This window comes from Eubacterium ramulus (genome assembly GCF_045002895.1).
Taxonomy (GTDB): Bacteria; Bacillota; Clostridia; order Lachnospirales; family Lachnospiraceae; genus Eubacterium_I; species Eubacterium_I ramulus.
The window spans coordinates 1,104,774-1,119,829 of sequence record NZ_CP173382.1; the positions used below are offsets into that span (position 1 = coordinate 1,104,774).

Genomic DNA, 15,056 nt, shown 5'->3' on the forward strand with positions numbered 1-15,056 from the left:
TTCTTTATATGTTACAGAAAAAACAGTTTTATGACCTTTGGAGTGTTTCCAGTCTTTTTGGATCAAGGATTGTGATTTTGCCGCGGGAGAGTTTGACGAGCCCCTCACCTTGAAAGTATCGAAGCATTCGAGTGATAACTTCCCTGTGGGAACCAAGATGGTTGGCGATAGTTTCGTGAGTGATTTTCAATTCATTTGTTTCTTCGATAGAGGTCTCTTCTAAAAGAAATGAAGCAACACGCTTATCCAAACTCTTCCACATGATTTGTTCAAGCAGCCACATGACATCAGAAAAACGGGTAGCCATTAACTCATTGGTATAGTTTGCGACAGGAGCAGAATCCTTCATGATGCCCTTATAGATTTCAGCAGGGATGATCCAAAGATCAGTATCTTTTTCTGCCTCAATGGTTACTTCAAATTGAATGGACCGTATGATACATGAGGCGGATAAAAGACACATATCCATATTGAACAGACGGTAAAGTGTAATCTCCCGTCCTTCATCTGATAATATATAAGTTCGAAGCTGCCCGGATTTAACCAGTAATAATCCGGTACAATCCATGTTCCCGTTGTGAATGATTGTTCCTTTTTTCACATGCTGTGTGATCAAATTGTCTGAAATTAGTTTTTTATGTGCTGTATTTAAGTTATTCCATAGTGGAAAATAATTTTCGAAGCTCATAACTGTTATCTCCTTTGCGAACATAGTATACTTGCTTTTTTAAGATGCGTCAATCGAATAATTGACATATATCATAAATGAAAACTGTATTGAAATGAAAGAGAGGGTAGCGGTGTGAAGAAAAAGAAACAATGGTATGATTATTTATGGATATGGGCGATCATTTATTTTGCTCTTGTTTTTTTAATATTTTGTTCGCCTGGTTTGGGATGATTGATTTCCTGTTGCCGTTAGGAATAGCAGTATTCGGTGGAAATAAATTTTACTGTAATCATTTGTGTGGAAAGGATGCGTCAAGGTAATGCAAGAATTATCGTGATACATCCTTTTGTATTTGGATTGATTATTTTTCTTTCTCTGCTTGTCGAAAGTGATGGATAGAATGTATAATATTGTTAATGATCCAGAGATATTTATTTTGGAAATAGCTTAATCAATTAGGAGGTATAAAATGAAAGCACATAAGGATTGGTCAATCGGAGCGTTAATTACTATGATTGGAACTTTTTATACTGGATATAAAGGATCCAAATCAGGTCATAGGTATTTTGCGTGTAGCACTCTTATATGTATGATCATGTCTATGTATACGGGACATAAAATGATTTCAGGTAATAAAAGAACAAGAAAACAGGTGGAAAACACAAAAGCGGAGGAATAGTAAATGTTAGAGTTAGGAAAAAAAGCACCAGACTTTGAATTGCCGGATCAGAATGGAGAAATGCATAAATTAAGCGATTATGCAGGAAAAAAAGTGATCTTATATTTTTATCCAAAGGATAATACACCAGGATGTACGAAGCAGGCATGTGGCTTTTCTGAGCGTTATCCACAGTTTACTGAGAAGGGAGCTGTTATTCTCGGAGTAAGCAAGGACTCTGTAGCGTCTCACAAGAGATTTGAAGAAAAATACGGACTGGCATTTACGCTATTAGCAGATCCGGAGCGTAAAGTTATTGAAGCATATGATGTCTGGAAAGAAAAGAAAAATTATGGAAAAGTATCTATGGGTGTAGTAAGAACTACATATCTTATTGATGAGCAGGGAATCATTATAAAGGCAAATGATAAAGTCAAGGCGGCAGATGATCCTGAAAATATGCTTAAGGAATTGGCATAATGAAGATTATTTTATCACCTGCAAAAAAGATGATTGTAGATACCGATAACTTAGCACCGGTTGAACTGCCTGTCTATATTGATAAGACAGCAGAAGTATTAAACTGGATGAAAAGCAAATCAAAAGAAGAACTGAAAGCTATCTGGAAATGTAATGACAAGATTGCAGAGCAGAACTTTAACAGATTGGAAAATATGGATCTTTATAACAGGCTTACACCGGCTGTTTTAGCATATGAAGGGATTGCATTTCAATATATGGCACCATCTGTGTTTGAAATCCAGCAGTTTGAGTATTTGCAAAATCATTTAAGAATCTTGTCTGCGTTTTATGGCATTTTAAAACCAATGGATGGTGTGACTCCTTATCGTCTTGAAATGCAGGCAAAGGTTGGAATTGGAGATGCAAAAAATCTGTATGAGTACTGGGGAGAATTGTTATACCGCTCAGTAATCGATGACAGTAGGATTATCATTAATCTTGCATCAAAAGAATACTCAAAATGTATAGAAAAGTATCTGACACCACAGGACAGATATATTACGATTGTATTTTGTGAGTTATCCGGAGATAAATTGGTAACAAAAGGTACCTATGCCAAGATGGCCCGTGGTGAAATGGTCAGATTCATAGCGGAAAATAATATTGAAAATCCGGTGGAGATTCAGAAATTTGACAGACTCGGATATTTGTTTAGGTCTGATTTATCTTCAGATTCAGAATATATATTTGAACGAAAAATAAAATAGTTATTCAGGTAAAAGATGCTCAGTTTGGTAACTTTTTATAATAATGAGAATTATTACTATTTTTATTGACAACAGGATGATAGTTGTATATAATCCTTATTAAGAACTAATCCTAATAAGGAGGACTAATGACAAGTAGGAGAAATACTATTCAAAAAGATCTTGTAAGAAATACCGTATACGAAATGAGAAGACACGTTACGGCAAATGAAGTGTATGAATTTATAAAAGAAGCATATCCAAGAATTGGAAAAGGAACTGTATATAGAAATCTTGATATATTGGTAGAGGAAGGTGCATTAAAAAAGGTTGAAGTTCCGGATGGACCGAACCGATTTGATTTTACATTGAAAAATCATTACCATGTAAGATGCATAAAGTGCGGTGAAGTTTTTGATGTGGATATGGATCAAATACCGGATTTGCTGGAAAGAATTCATAACACTCATGGAATTGAATTTGTGGATTATGATATTTCATTTAAAGGCATTTGCCCGAAATGCAGGGAGAAGGTAAAGGAGGAACAGCATGGATAGAAAAGCAATGTATAAGTTGAGTTATGGACTGTTTATATTGACCGCTAAAGAAGCAGAAAAAGATAACGGATGCATCATTAATACAGCCATTCAGGCAGCTTCGGAACCAAACCAGTTAAGTATCTGTGTAAATAAGGCAAATTATACGCATGATATGATTCAAAGAACCGGAAAATTTACTGTATCAGTCTTAAGTCAGAAGGCACAATTTGAATTGTTCAAACATTTTGGCTTCCAATCAGGAAGAGATACCAATAAGTTTGAAGCATTTGAGCAGTGTGCCAGGGGCACAAATGGTATTTATTATATTACAGAAGGTACAAATGCATACATTTCTGTGACAGTTACTAAAACAGAGGACTTGGGTTCACATACGATGTTTATCGGTGAGATAACCGATATGGAAGTTTTAAGCAATGTTCCTTCAGTAACATATGATTATTATCAGAATAATATTAAGCCTAAGCCACAGGAGGTTGGAAAAACAGAGGGCAGTCAGACAATATGGCGTTGCAGAATTTGCGGATATGAATATGTAGGCGAGGAATTACCAGATGACTTTATATGTCCTTTGTGCAAGCACCCGGCATCAGATTTTGAAAAAGTAGTAAAGAAAACGGAGGTAAAAGAGATGGCAGCAAACAAATATACAGGAACACAGACAGAGAAGAATTTACAGGAGGCATTTGCAGGGGAATCACAGGCAAGAAATAAGTATACCTATTTTGCTTCTGTAGCGAAAAAGGAAGGTTACGAGCAGATGTCAGCATTGTTTTTAAAGACTTCAGATAATGAGAAAGAACATGCAAAGATGTGGTTCAAGGAATTAGCAGGAATTGGTGATACAAAGGAAAACCTGGCGGCAGCGGCAGAAGGCGAAAATTATGAGTGGACAGATATGTATGATGGCTTTGCTAAAACAGCTGAGGAAGAAGGATTCCCTGAGCTTGCAGCAAAATTCAGGGCAGTAGGTGAGATTGAGAAGCATCATGAGGAAAGATATCGTGCACTTCTTAAGAATATTGAAACTTCACAGGTATTTGAAAAGAGCGAAGTTAAGGTATGGGAATGCCGTAACTGCGGACATATTGTGGTAGGAACTAAGGCGCCTGAAGTATGTCCGGTATGTAATCATCCACAGAGCTATTTTGAAGTACATGAAGAGAATTATTAAGTAGATGAGATTATTACAAAGAAGAAAGTGATTAATTCAAAAAAATTGAATTATAAATTTTACACATGGAAGGAGAAAAAGGCATGGAAGTAAGGTATTATATTTGTAAGCATTGTGGAAACATTGTTGAAAAGGTAAAGGATAAGGGTGTACCTGTAATTTGTTGCGGAGAACCTATGCAGGAATTAAAAGCCGGAGTGACAGATGCTGCTGTCGAGAAGCATGTACCTGTATATACGATAGAAGGCAGTCATGTTCATGTCGTGGTCGGAGAGACAAAACATCCAATGCTTGAAGAGCATTTCATTGAGTGGATTACATTAAATACAAACCAGGGAATATACAGAAAACAGTTAAATCCAGGGCAGGAGCCGGTAGCAGATTTTTGTCTTTGCGATGGTGAACAGGTAGAAGAAGTATATGCATATTGTAACCTGCATGGATTATGGAAATGCTAAAAGCATTTATACATATTAAGGTTACAGAACAACACAAATAGAACAGTAATATAGGCTGTGTATTAATATATTTACAAGGAGGAACAACGAATGAAATACGTATGTGATGTTTGCGGATGGGAATACGATGAGGAGAAGGGCTATCCAGAAGGTGGTATTGCACCTGGTACAAAGTGGGAGGATGTTCCGGAAGATTTTGAATGTCCGTTATGCTTTGTAGGAAAAGACCAGTTCTCAGAAGCATAAGGGATAGAGTTAATAGCTGAATAATATCATGCAGGCAGAGAGCCATTGGCTTTCTGCCTTAGTTGATTATAAAACTTGTTCAGATGTTTTGAAATATTCTGGCGTCTGATGATTTAGAATAGAATCTACATTTTGTCGGACAACATCCAGTTCATGTACCTGGCTTTTACAATCAGAGAGAACATCTTTGTAGGCATTCAGAGAGAGTTGCAGACTGGATTTTTTTTCATATAATTTCTTAAGGGAAGGTATGGTTTCCTCTGATAAATTCTGTTTTAACCAATCTCTGGCGGTCTCATATGCCTGAATTTCTGAGGCATGATTTTTTCGATAAAGTCCTTTGTTTTTGGAATTAAAAAATGCCGTATATGTCTTTTTATTGCTCAGATACTGCCCGGTATAATGAATTTGCTGGTTCAAATCTTTTAGTTGTAAGGATAGATTCGTGACCTGATCCTGTGCTTTTTGTTGTTGCATGTAGGAAGCAGCATAAGCTGATTCAAGGGAAGTTTTGTTATCTATGTCATGCTTTTGCAGATAGATGATCGTATTTGCCATCTGTTTTAAATTTGTGATTTTTACCTTATTTGCATAAGCCGAATTCTGCATGGCTTTTATATTTGTCTGTAGGTCTACAACCAAGCGTAAATGTGATTTTACAAAAATAATAGCCAGCGGATCTTTCTGAAGAAATACCTGTTCCAAGTGTTCTTTTCCGTAGCGTGTTCCAAGTGCACGTTCAGTAATCCGTTTATTACGCTCTGGGTGCAGGTAACTGTAACGACCCCGATGGTCAGTAACAGATATTTGGTATTTTTCAAAAAGCACAGATTGAAATTCTTCAAAATTTTTACAGACAGGGGCACATTCATCGATGGCATCTCTGAGATACTGTTTCTGTGTTTGAAATTTTCCGGATGTTGGTTTTAAGCCGGAATCAATGATTTCCTGATTTATCTTATCAAGTTTTTTCTGGCCGGATTGCTGCAATCGGTATTCTTTATCTGTAATTTTTATCTTGGCCGGAATGAGTAGATCCACCTGGTGCAGCCCATGTTCTTGGCACATATCCATAATTTCCTTTTTGAAATATTTGGTGAATTTATCGGTGGCTCTATGTTTATATCCAGCTTCATGATCATGGGGCTGTGACATATAGGGTGCCCTTTCAGCAGTACATTTTCTAACACTGTTAATCACGATGTGAGTATGGATATTCCCGGATTTATTGTGCCCGTCTGTATGTGTGACTATAAGAGCCTGATACCCGGGAAATATTTTCTTTGCAAGAGCCAGGCTGAGAGCCTGGGCTTTTTCCCCAGTCAGTCCACATTCCGTTACATCAGTAGGATCATAACTTATAATATAATGATGGCTTTTAATGTCAGATGCATTTTGATTTTTATGAAATTTTTTATTTGTGATTTCACATTCTTTATCAAAAGATTCCGGTGTACATAAAAGTCCGTCGATATAATACTCTTCCCGAAGGATAGGCCTGCCGGAATCATCAAGTATCTTTTTCCCATTATTTTCATCATGTTGAAAAAGCAGATAGTCGATCGCATCTGAATAATTCGCATTTTTACTTTTGATATGTTTAAGAACTGCCATCAGTATCACCTGCCATTTCCAAAACCTTTTTCCTTAATTTGAAAAGATCTGCAATACACTGGTGGATTTCATCCTCTATGGCAAGAGAGCGCATACCACCGGTATTAAAATATTTTGCAATCTGATTCAAATTGGAACCGATTTTTCCATATTCGCCAACAAGTTTTTTGAGGTCATCCATGTCTGCAACGATTTCAATATGGTTTTTTATTTCTTTTTCAATAAGTAGTTTACGAACGTATTCTGATCTGCTGATTCCCAATAATTTTGCATTTTGATCTAAACGGTCAAGTTCAAAATCTGATAATCGAACACCAATGAAGTGAGGATAATTGGTTCTTTTTTTTCTGTTTTCCATGAAATGAAAATCTCCTGGCATGGTATGTTTTTCTGTTACGAAGTAACACACGAAATATATATCGGCTGTCCCTTCCGATATGTAAAGGCGTGCTGCGAACACATTTTTGTGTAAGCCAACAGATGTAAAACATCTGATTTTATCGAGGGTATGGGGAAACGAAATCCCCATCAAGATATGACTCTGAAGGAGAACAAATACCGGATTTTGGTAATTTGTTTAACATGAGTGGATCTTGCTCTTGAAGAGATATACCCTTTCATAAAACGTGTAGGTACAGGGAATTATACAAAAGAGATTGAATAAAAAATAGAAAAAATATAGAAGAACAAATTGAAAGGCACCGGAAGAAACCGATGCCTTATTTTAATATGATCAGAAAAATCTGGTATTTTATTGCCCGGTGCTTCCAAATGCACCTGTCCCACGTTCAATGCTAAGTTCTAATACAAAATCGGCAATTACCACAGGTGTGATCACTAGCTGACCGACGCGTGTGTCTTTTGGAATAGTCTGGGTAGATGTACTTACATTGCTGATGATCGCATGGACTTCACCCCGGTATCCGGAATCAATCGGTGGAAGTTCGCAGACAAGACCTTTTACTGCCATGCTACTTCTGAAAATATATCCGGCATATCCGTCTGGAATGATCAGTCCAAATCCAAGAGGGATTCTTGCAATCTCCCCCGGTTTTAAGGTGCAGTCATAAGGCATGAATACATCTGCACCGGCATCATTTTCGTGTGGTCGGAAAGGATGATGATCTTCTTTCAGCCCAAAGTCGATGAGTTTAATTTTCATGATGATTCACCTTTTTCTGTACAAGCAGTGGATAATCCGACTGCAGGATTTTATCAGGCGTCCAGATTTTTGGAATAGATCTGTTGCAGGACATTTGCTTTTCCATGCAGGAGCTTCTTTGACAGAAAGGTCCGGTCAGATCGGGGGCAAAGAGAATCGGACTCAACCGGTATAATTTTTCCCAGATCTGGAGCATAACGATACGTGTCTCATCTGTATTTCTTCTGCAGGTTCTCTGACCGATCATATGTTTCCACTGGTAAGGTGTTGCACTGATGATCAGGACATTTCGCAATCCCTGTGGTGTCGCATATTCAGCAGCATCATGACTGATTCCGGCAGCGCAGAGTTTTTCATAATTATTGAGATCAGACTGGCAGCTTTTGGTGTAAAGTTTCTGAATGCTGTTTTCTGCTTTCAGAATTTCATAAGGAATTGCAAATGCTGCATGTCCTGAATAATTGCTGTACTGCAGGGAAGCACTCATATATTTTACTTCATTCTGATGTCTTGTAATCTGTGTCAGAAAACGTCTGCTTGCTCCAACCACAGCAACAGTGATGACCATAAATTTCTGTACAGTTGGATGTGGAAGTCCGGCAATATGCTCTACTGTTTCTTTGCTATAGGTCTGATGATAAAGATCCATCAGATCTTCCATGTTGCGGATCGTATGGCCGCGTTGCGTGAGCCTGGCCGCGAAAACCATATTCTGTTCTGCTTCCTGAATGCCGTAACAGTTCAGGATAGCTGTTTCAATGTGATTCATAGGCATGTTCCTCCTCTATAAGTGCTTTCAGCAGGATCAGGTAATTGATGCTGTCAGTGATTTTTTCGTCCCATTGCTCTAATTCAAAATAAAGCAGATTGGAATAGCACATATCATATATAGATACGACATGTTTTGACATCATACCTGCCAGAGCCGCTTTTGGATTACAATTCTGTAAGGCGGCAGCCATCTTGAATGCACTGAGTCTGTCTGTGTTATCACCGGTGTATTCTTTCTGTTTGTGTGCAAGAATATCCGAACACTTTTTCATTTGAGTTTCAAATACATCATTAAATTCTTCTTGTGTCATGTGATAAATCCTCCTTCTGTAATCAGGGATTCTATGAAATGAACTGCACCGATCTGTCAGCTGTCCCTTCTGGCATGGTTGCGATGCTGAGGATCATTTTATAGAAACGCTCCTTCATAAATTGTGTGGGTGAAAGGGCTTATACAAATATTTAGCGAAATAAAAAGTTAAAAAATTTACCAGATTCTTTTGTATAGCACTGAGCTGATAAACGATAAGTGAAAGAAGTAATAACCACATATACATGAGGACACTGACACGATGGGACAGGTGCCATTGCTGATGTATACACATGGCAAAATGCTGGAAAGGATTGGTGGAGATAAGAATTAGAATATTACAAATTTATCGAATGGAAGAGGTAGAAGATGATATATAACATTTATGCAGTGGGAGATTCTTTGCGGAATATCAGAAAAAAATACGGATATACACAAAATAATATGGCAGAGAGTCTAGGCATTAGTTATACGCATTATTCTCAGATTGAGCAGGGCAGGCATCGTATGAGTATGCAACTTATGATGAAGATTGTTTCAAAGTATGGTGTGGATCCTAATAGTCTGTTAGGCATACAACTGCAAGGAAAAAGTACGGATGAAGAGATCTTGGAACAGAAATTGAAAAACCTGAAACCTGTTGAACGGGAATATGTGATTTCTATATGCCTGATTTTAGTAGAAGGCTTTGAATGTAAAAAAAGTAAGATGTCAAGATCTAATAATAAATACACTAGAAATGTTTAGGAGCAATAGCATTATGGATAAAAAACTTTTAAATATTAAGGAAATCTGTGAATACCTTGGCATAGGCGAGACAAAAGCAAGGGAACTTGTTAGAGGATGTAATGGATTTGGAATAAGAATAGGGAATCGATGGTATGCAGATAAGCGAAAGTTAGATGCATGGATTGAAAGAGAAGCTACATAAAAATAAAAAGAAAAAACAAATAGAATTTTATGGCTGTTAGTTGAAAAATGAGGTATTGCATAGTATACTATTTTATATCTATGCAATACTTTTTGGTTTACTTAATTAATCAGAAAGGACTTGATAGGTGTGGGAAAATCGTTAAATGGAAAAGAACTGGGAAAGGGAATAAGTCAAAGAAAAGAAGACGGGTTATATATAGCAAGATTTACAAATAGGTTCGGTAAAAGACAATCAATTTCAGATCCTACTTATAATGGAATCCAAAAAAAAATTGCGAATTGCACGGCAGGAAGATGATGCTGCAATAAATGTTGTTCATAGTAATATGACTTTGGATGAATGGTTTGATAAGTGGATTTCAATTTGTAAAAAAAATTGTAGAGATAATACAAAAGATACTTATACCAGACATTATAAGCGTGTGAAAGATGCATTGGGGTGGCGGAAATTGAATAAGCTGAATTTGATGGTAATGCAGGATGCTATTAATAATTTGGAAACAGATAACCAAAGAAAAAATAGTAAAAAAGTTTTGGTTGATATGCTTGAAAAGGCATATGCATCAGATTTGATCGTCAAAAATATTGCAAAGCAGATAAATACTGATATTACCAGAGAAGAGAAGAAAATGAGGCGTGTTTTGACTGTTGAGGAACAGGAGATTTTCTTAAAAGAGGCTGAAAATACAATATATTATTATCTGTTTATAGTTGCTCTGGAAACGGGGATGCGACTTGGCGAACTTGCTGGATTACAGTGGAAAGATATTGACTTCAAGAAAAAAGTAATTCATGTAAGACATTCTCTGACATATTTTTCTAAAAATGGAAAATATGTATTTCAGATGCATCCAACGAAGACAAATAAAGGATTAAGGGATATACCATTGACAGCTATTGCGATTGACGCATTACACCAACAGTTTTTTAAAAAGAAACGAATTGTGAATCAGGGCAAAGAACCGTTAGAAGGTTATGAGGATCTTGTGTTTGTTACTAAAAACAATAAACCAACAACACAATTTCTTGTAGGTGAATGTATAGAAGGCATAATGCGTAAAATACATAAACATAATCCGGATTTGATTTTTGAGAGAGTTACACCACATTGTTTCAGGCATACATTTGCAACAAGGTGTTTGGAAGCAAATATACCGCTTAAAACAGTATCTCAGATACTGGGACATTCTCAGTTACAGCTTACAACAGATTTATACATGCATGTTACGACAGATATGTTGTTCGACAGTTTGGAACAGTTTGAACGTAAACGGCATGTAGGGTAAATGAAAAATGGCACAGTAGTGGCACAGTAGCCCCTAAAATATGAATTGGAAAATCCCAGAAATGGCTTAAAATAAGGAGGAAACAGCAGAATGGAAGCTTACAAACAGGAGTTTAACGATTCAATGGCATTTGTAGTATAAAACGCAGTACGAACCTCTTTGGAAAATTTAAAAATCGGGGAGATTGCATCCCAGTTATCATGCCAGCGGTTCATGGCGCTCGGATATTGTCCTGACCATTTTTCGGTAACAGTCTTTAACTGTTTTCTGGCAGCTTCTTCATCAGCAGCTGTATAGATTGTCTTTAAGTCTTTCGCAAAAGACTTCATATCCTTGTTTGCAACGTATTTGAGCGTATTTCTCACCATATGTACGATGCAGCGCTGTTGTTCCGTTTCAGGAAATGCGGCAGAGATTGCATCCTTGATTTCTGTCAGGCCATCAGAGCAGAGAATAAGAATGTCTTGAACACCACGGTTTTTCAGACTGTTCAGCACTGACAGCCAATACTTGCTGCTTTCATTTTCTCCTACAACAATGCTTAATACTTCTTTCATTCCGTCTTCGTTAATTCCAAGGACGACATATGCTGCAAGCTTTCTGATCACGCCATCGTCACGCACAGAAAAATGTACAGCATCAATAAAAACGATTGGATATACCGATGACAATGGGCGATTTTGCCATTCTTCTATTCTGGGAAGAAGCTTATCTGTGATATCGGATACCATTCCTTCACTTACTTCAAATCCATAAATATCTTCTATCGCTTCTGAAATCTGTCGAGTGGTCATTCCTTTTGCATACATGGAAATAATCTTGTCATAGATCGAAGAGATGTCTTTCTGGCGTTTTGGAAGTACCTGCGGCTCAAAGGAACTCTGTCGATCCTGAGGAACATTAACCTCAAATTCACCATATTTTATTTGCTTCGAACCGTCTTAGGCTTTGTTCCATTGCGATAGTTAGGCTCACCGGATCTTTCATAGCGGTCATAACCAAGATGATTATCCATTTCTGTTTCAAGCATATCTTGAATTGTGCCAGACAGAAGATCCTTTAAGGCCTCCTGGATGTCATCAGCGGACTGGATATTATACTCTTGGAGCAAGCCCTGAATCAAATTTCTCTTTCCTTCAGTTATTGGTTTTGGTTTGTAAACTTCTCTTTTTCTGTTTGCCATAATAAAAGGCCTCCTATGATTTTTATATTTTATCATAGAAGACCTTTATATTGTCTAATTTACAGAAATTTTTTCACAGGCTCTCTCTCATATATTCAGTACATGTTTTGCGTTACCAGCATTTGGAGCATTTTTCAAGTCCCATGCTGATTGCTTCCTGCTCTGTTACCTGAGTGGCTTTATCTGGATTCATCCTGCCGCAATTATTTTTGCTGTGGTATTTGGAACCGGTTTCGGATATCCAGACGGTGGCTTCCAAACCCAGCTCTGATTGTGCAGGAGGAGCGGATTCTACTTCCTGCTGTGCAGGCTGAGGTATGACTGTTTCTGTTGCTTCTGTCTGTTCTTCCTGTGCCTGAACGTTAGCGGTGCCTGTTACCCGGTAGGTCGTGTTATCTTTTGCGACAACACTTGCATCTTCCCAGGAGTCACCCGTCTGGTAATCAATGCCGATGCCAGGCTGGATATTGTATACATAATAACAAAATTGAATGCCTGCACCCAGATCTTCCACAGAGTAGGCTTCCATTAAGACACCTCTGGCAACCAACTCATCCCCGGAAAACATCGGGGTTACACGATACAGCACATGGTTTCCGGTTGTGTCGACATAGTCATCGACTGCATTTTCAAACGGCAGCATTCCGACAACATTTAAGTAGCGGGTTCCGGTGATCAGGTTCTTTGGGTTCGCGTTTTCTCCCGCCAACTGAAATCCGATCAGGTGGCACCTGTTGTAAAGATAATTGCCATCGATGATGTCATTGTATTTTACGGTGTGCCAACCGGACGGTTTTACCATACCGATCTTTCCGCGTGGTTCCGTAGGCTGCAGTTCTTTACAGATGTTTGCATAGGCAACGCCACATCTTCCAAGACTGTCTAATTCGCTGTAATCTTCAAACGCATCTGTTCTCTGTTTGTCTGCATCTGTAAAAAATGGCTGATTGTTATTGATTTCTACAAATGCATAGCCTTCATAGGCAGGGATGGCATCAAGGGATGCGCTTGTGGATGAGACCTGCTCTGCATCTGAAACCTGTGTGGCATCAGAAGATTGTGCTGTGTCATCCTGATCCTGAAGCTCCGACTGGTCCAGTTCATCGGTGATCGCTTCCGCATCGGAAGCTTCCTGTGTGGTGTCAGTAACTGATGTTTCAATGGAAGGCTGCGGGTTTTCTGTTTGCACATCGCCGCATCCGCCCAGTGAAAACAGAAGGACAAAGGATAGCAGCAAGCCATACCAGCGGTTCCGTTTCTTAAAGTTCATGTTCCATTTCCTCTCTCTCTGTAAATAAATTCTCTCTGATCATTATACCAGAAGTAGCATGCATTTAAAATTATAATTTAAAAATCACAGGGAGTAATTTCCGATCTGAAAGAAAATTTTGAAAAAAATATAAATTTGTTGTTATTGGCAGCAGTCATTTTCCGTATATAGTATTGGGAGTGTTTCATAGCACTTCCCGATTACAAAGGAAAGAATGCATTTTGATATCAAAATAGACTATGTTTTATTGAAAGACTGAAATTCGAAGCAGATAACAGGAGAAATGGAGTGTTTTTTGATACTTTTTGTCATAGAGTATATTTTAATACAACAAGTAAATAATCTGACAGTATTAGAAAAGAGCTGTGGTCACTGTAAGGTCTGGGTTATCTGCGTCTACCCTATGTACGCACATGAAACACTGTGATCCACGCTTTTAGATCGTAGAACCCAACGGCGGACCATTAGCCTGTAGGTAACCAATCCACGTATAACAGAGTGGCCAACTGCCGGGGACTGTTAAACTAGGGCTCTTTTCTAATGCTGTCAGAAAAACAAATGTGACTGGAGTTAAGAAAAATTTCTCAAAATTAACTCTTGATAAAAGTCACTTCATAACAAGGTAGCATTTGAACAGGCGGAAAAAGAAGTCACTGATCTGCATAAGCGAATTTCACAGGGAATCCAGATTACAAAAGAAAGAATCTGCTTCTACCGGTGGAAGAACAAAAGCAGATTGGCAGACGTGCCGGAAGTCAGGTTATAACCAAAAAGTCAAAAGAAATGAAAAGCAGGAACTTAAAAATGTCGAAGTGTTTTGATGGGAATATGTCAGATAAGGAATGCATTGATATTTTACAGATTTCAAGGAATACCTATTATAAATATAAGAAAGAATTGATCGAAAGAGCAGGTAATTAGACTTGACATAGAAGTGTGATTGGAAAAACATTATCAAATAACATGTGAGTAGAAACAACAAAGAGGTCCGTTTTGTGGACCTCTTTATTTTCTTCTCAATATAGAACTATATGTCATTTTTAGTTAAAAATAAATGTATAAAATGCTGTAGATGATTATTTAATATAGTGTTCCATTGGAACTGCAAGACAATGTTGTAGAAAGAGTTTTTCTCTGAACCTCATGTCCCCTTAAATATTGGATAGCTGTGGCGGTTGCTGTAGCGCTGTTTCCGCTTTTGGAAGATGACTTGCTACTAATAGTCCAAGTTGAAGCAGTTGCTTTTGCAGTAGCAGATGCGGCTGTGCAAGTTGACGAACCGTTTCCGTATGAGAAACTTCCGGTTACCGTTACAGACCATTGTTCAACATTATCAGAAGAGTAATAGATTCTTGATCTTGTTCCACGCTTGGTTGAAGAATAGAAGCTGATAGTTGGATTGTCAATGGTAAGTGTCTCTATAGTGTAGCTCCCATCTTCATAGTATTGTATATGTTGCTTCGAATCTTGAGCAAATGCTGGTATACAGGCAGTAACTATTAACAAGCATGCAGTAAAAATGCATAGAAATCGTTTTTTATCTTTTTTCATCAGTA

Annotated in this window: 19 protein-coding genes and 2 pseudogenes; 12 read left to right on the plus strand and 9 right to left on the minus strand. The window is 37.8% G+C overall.

The window, feature by feature from the left end; all coding sequences use genetic code 11:
* Window positions 1-28 precede the first annotated feature (28 nt).
* Complete coding sequence (locus ACIRUQ_RS05040) at window positions 29-688, minus strand: Crp/Fnr family transcriptional regulator (protein ID WP_242831169.1); 660 nt, start codon at window positions 686-688, stop codon at window positions 29-31.
* A gap of 451 nt (window positions 689-1,139) precedes the next feature.
* Here ACIRUQ_RS05040 and ACIRUQ_RS05045 point away from each other — a divergent pair, with 451 nt between their 5' ends.
* The 8 genes and pseudogenes from ACIRUQ_RS05045 to ACIRUQ_RS05080 all read left to right on the plus strand — a co-directional run bounded on the left by ACIRUQ_RS05045 (window position 1,140) and on the right by ACIRUQ_RS05080 (window position 4,971).
* Window positions 1,140-1,349 carry a DUF6219 family protein gene (locus ACIRUQ_RS05045; protein WP_055288779.1) on the plus strand — a complete coding sequence of 70 codons (210 nt, stop codon included), beginning with the start codon at window positions 1,140-1,142 and terminating at the stop codon, window positions 1,347-1,349.
* Window positions 1,350-1,352: 3 nt separating this feature from the next.
* On the plus strand, window positions 1,353-1,808 hold the full coding sequence (bcp, locus tag ACIRUQ_RS05050) for a thioredoxin-dependent thiol peroxidase (protein ID WP_021737556.1): 456 nt from the start codon (window positions 1,353-1,355) through the stop codon (window positions 1,806-1,808).
* Window positions 1,808-2,557, plus strand: a complete 750-nt coding sequence (gene yaaA / locus ACIRUQ_RS05055) for a peroxide stress protein YaaA (RefSeq protein WP_055288777.1) — start codon at window positions 1,808-1,810, stop codon at window positions 2,555-2,557. Before bcp ends, yaaA begins: the two co-directional genes overlap by 1 nt.
* A 128-nt stretch (window positions 2,558-2,685) precedes the next feature.
* On the plus strand, window positions 2,686-3,093 hold the full coding sequence (locus ACIRUQ_RS05060) for a Fur family transcriptional regulator (protein WP_055288775.1): 408 nt from the start codon (window positions 2,686-2,688) through the stop codon (window positions 3,091-3,093).
* Window positions 3,094-3,100: 7 nt separating this feature from the next.
* Window positions 3,101-3,490, plus strand: a pseudogene (locus ACIRUQ_RS05065) (flavin reductase family protein); the annotation flags it as partial.
* A gap of 105 nt (window positions 3,491-3,595) precedes the next feature.
* A complete protein-coding gene (rbr, locus tag ACIRUQ_RS05070) occupies window positions 3,596-4,267 on the plus strand; it encodes a rubrerythrin (protein ID WP_404856549.1) in 672 nt (223 codons plus the stop codon).
* An 83-nt stretch (window positions 4,268-4,350) separates the two neighbouring features.
* Window positions 4,351-4,725: a desulfoferrodoxin family protein gene (locus tag ACIRUQ_RS05075; RefSeq protein WP_023920586.1), complete on the plus strand. Its 375-nt coding sequence runs from the start codon at window positions 4,351-4,353 to the stop codon at window positions 4,723-4,725.
* Between the two features lie 90 nt (window positions 4,726-4,815).
* A complete protein-coding gene (locus tag ACIRUQ_RS05080) occupies window positions 4,816-4,971 on the plus strand; it encodes a rubredoxin (RefSeq protein ID WP_021738136.1) in 156 nt (51 codons plus the stop codon).
* Window positions 4,972-5,037: 66 nt separating this feature from the next.
* Here the strand turns inward: ACIRUQ_RS05080 and ACIRUQ_RS05085 are convergent, their stop codons facing one another.
* From ACIRUQ_RS05085 to ACIRUQ_RS05105, 5 genes are all read right to left on the minus strand, one after another.
* Window positions 5,038-6,585, minus strand: a complete 1,548-nt coding sequence (locus tag ACIRUQ_RS05085) for a relaxase/mobilization nuclease domain-containing protein (protein WP_021738332.1) — start codon at window positions 6,583-6,585, stop codon at window positions 5,038-5,040.
* Window positions 6,572-6,943: a plasmid mobilization protein gene (locus ACIRUQ_RS05090; protein ID WP_081695198.1), complete on the minus strand. Its 372-nt coding sequence runs from the start codon at window positions 6,941-6,943 to the stop codon at window positions 6,572-6,574. The genes ACIRUQ_RS05085 and ACIRUQ_RS05090 overlap by 14 nt, the downstream gene beginning before the upstream one ends.
* A 393-nt stretch (window positions 6,944-7,336) precedes the next feature.
* Complete coding sequence (locus ACIRUQ_RS05095) at window positions 7,337-7,747, minus strand: dUTP diphosphatase (protein WP_021738329.1); 411 nt, start codon at window positions 7,745-7,747, stop codon at window positions 7,337-7,339.
* A complete protein-coding gene (locus tag ACIRUQ_RS05100; protein WP_021738328.1) occupies window positions 7,737-8,516 on the minus strand; it encodes an FAD-dependent thymidylate synthase in 780 nt (259 codons plus the stop codon). Before ACIRUQ_RS05100 ends, ACIRUQ_RS05095 begins: the two co-directional genes overlap by 11 nt.
* A complete protein-coding gene (locus ACIRUQ_RS05105; RefSeq protein ID WP_021738327.1) occupies window positions 8,503-8,829 on the minus strand; it encodes a hypothetical protein in 327 nt (108 codons plus the stop codon). Before ACIRUQ_RS05105 ends, ACIRUQ_RS05100 begins: the two co-directional genes overlap by 14 nt.
* Window positions 8,830-9,197: 368 nt before the next feature.
* Between ACIRUQ_RS05105 and ACIRUQ_RS05110 the strand changes: the two genes are divergently transcribed.
* From ACIRUQ_RS05110 to ACIRUQ_RS05120, 3 genes are all read left to right on the plus strand, one after another.
* Complete coding sequence (locus ACIRUQ_RS05110) at window positions 9,198-9,575, plus strand: helix-turn-helix domain-containing protein (protein WP_021738326.1); 378 nt, start codon at window positions 9,198-9,200, stop codon at window positions 9,573-9,575.
* A gap of 13 nt (window positions 9,576-9,588) precedes the next feature.
* The gene (locus ACIRUQ_RS05115; RefSeq protein ID WP_044962841.1) at window positions 9,589-9,759 is read left to right on the plus strand and encodes a helix-turn-helix domain-containing protein; all 171 of its coding nucleotides are present in this window, start codon (window positions 9,589-9,591) and stop codon (window positions 9,757-9,759) included.
* Between the two features lie 256 nt (window positions 9,760-10,015).
* Entirely contained in the window at window positions 10,016-11,047 is a 1,032-nt protein-coding gene (locus tag ACIRUQ_RS05120; protein ID WP_021738323.1) for a tyrosine-type recombinase/integrase, read from the plus strand.
* Between the two features lie 107 nt (window positions 11,048-11,154).
* Here the strand turns inward: ACIRUQ_RS05120 and ACIRUQ_RS05125 are convergent.
* Together ACIRUQ_RS05125 and ACIRUQ_RS05130 are read right to left on the minus strand one after the other, a co-directional pair.
* Window positions 11,155-12,230 (minus strand): annotated as a pseudogene (locus ACIRUQ_RS05125) (IS256 family transposase); the annotation flags it as partial.
* Window positions 12,231-12,342: 112 nt separating this feature from the next.
* Window positions 12,343-13,500: a DNA/RNA non-specific endonuclease gene (locus tag ACIRUQ_RS05130; RefSeq protein WP_055290139.1), complete on the minus strand. Its 1,158-nt coding sequence runs from the start codon at window positions 13,498-13,500 to the stop codon at window positions 12,343-12,345.
* A 717-nt stretch (window positions 13,501-14,217) separates the two neighbouring features.
* Between ACIRUQ_RS05130 and ACIRUQ_RS05135 the strand changes: the two genes are divergently transcribed.
* Window positions 14,218-14,421, plus strand: coding sequence for a hypothetical protein (locus ACIRUQ_RS05135; RefSeq protein ID WP_021738319.1), 204 nt, complete (start codon window positions 14,218-14,220; stop codon window positions 14,419-14,421).
* 159 nt (window positions 14,422-14,580) lie between these two features.
* On the opposite strand, the gene ACIRUQ_RS05140 is transcribed toward ACIRUQ_RS05135, so the two are convergent.
* The gene (locus tag ACIRUQ_RS05140; protein ID WP_022036685.1) at window positions 14,581-15,051 is read right to left on the minus strand and encodes a hypothetical protein; all 471 of its coding nucleotides are present in this window, start codon (window positions 15,049-15,051) and stop codon (window positions 14,581-14,583) included.
* Between the last annotated feature and the right edge of the window lie 5 nt (window positions 15,052-15,056).

Coding starts and splice junctions, on each gene's coding strand:
- ACIRUQ_RS05040 (WP_242831169.1), bottom strand. CDS start 688: ATGAGCTTCGAAAATTATTTTCCACTATGGAATAACTTAAATACAGCA.
- ACIRUQ_RS05045 (WP_055288779.1), top strand. CDS start 1,140: ATGAAAGCACATAAGGATTGGTCAATCGGAGCGTTAATTACTATGATT.
- bcp (WP_021737556.1), top strand. CDS start 1,353: ATGTTAGAGTTAGGAAAAAAAGCACCAGACTTTGAATTGCCGGATCAG.
- yaaA (WP_055288777.1), top strand. CDS start 1,808: ATGAAGATTATTTTATCACCTGCAAAAAAGATGATTGTAGATACCGAT.
- ACIRUQ_RS05060 (WP_055288775.1), top strand. CDS start 2,686: ATGACAAGTAGGAGAAATACTATTCAAAAAGATCTTGTAAGAAATACC.
- ACIRUQ_RS05075 (WP_023920586.1), top strand. CDS start 4,351: ATGGAAGTAAGGTATTATATTTGTAAGCATTGTGGAAACATTGTTGAA.
- ACIRUQ_RS05080 (WP_021738136.1), top strand. CDS start 4,816: ATGAAATACGTATGTGATGTTTGCGGATGGGAATACGATGAGGAGAAG.
- ACIRUQ_RS05085 (WP_021738332.1), bottom strand. CDS start 6,585: ATGGCAGTTCTTAAACATATCAAAAGTAAAAATGCGAATTATTCAGAT.
- ACIRUQ_RS05090 (WP_081695198.1), bottom strand. CDS start 6,943: ATGGAAAACAGAAAAAAAAGAACCAATTATCCTCACTTCATTGGTGTT.
- ACIRUQ_RS05095 (WP_021738329.1), bottom strand. CDS start 7,747: ATGAAAATTAAACTCATCGACTTTGGGCTGAAAGAAGATCATCATCCT.
- ACIRUQ_RS05100 (WP_021738328.1), bottom strand. CDS start 8,516: ATGAATCACATTGAAACAGCTATCCTGAACTGTTACGGCATTCAGGAA.
- ACIRUQ_RS05105 (WP_021738327.1), bottom strand. CDS start 8,829: ATGACACAAGAAGAATTTAATGATGTATTTGAAACTCAAATGAAAAAG.
- ACIRUQ_RS05110 (WP_021738326.1), top strand. CDS start 9,198: ATGATATATAACATTTATGCAGTGGGAGATTCTTTGCGGAATATCAGA.
- ACIRUQ_RS05115 (WP_044962841.1), top strand. CDS start 9,589: ATGGATAAAAAACTTTTAAATATTAAGGAAATCTGTGAATACCTTGGC.
- ACIRUQ_RS05120 (WP_021738323.1), top strand. CDS start 10,016: ATGGAATCCAAAAAAAAATTGCGAATTGCACGGCAGGAAGATGATGCT.
- ACIRUQ_RS05130 (WP_055290139.1), bottom strand. CDS start 13,500: ATGAACTTTAAGAAACGGAACCGCTGGTATGGCTTGCTGCTATCCTTT.
- ACIRUQ_RS05140 (WP_022036685.1), bottom strand. CDS start 15,051: ATGAAAAAAGATAAAAAACGATTTCTATGCATTTTTACTGCATGCTTG.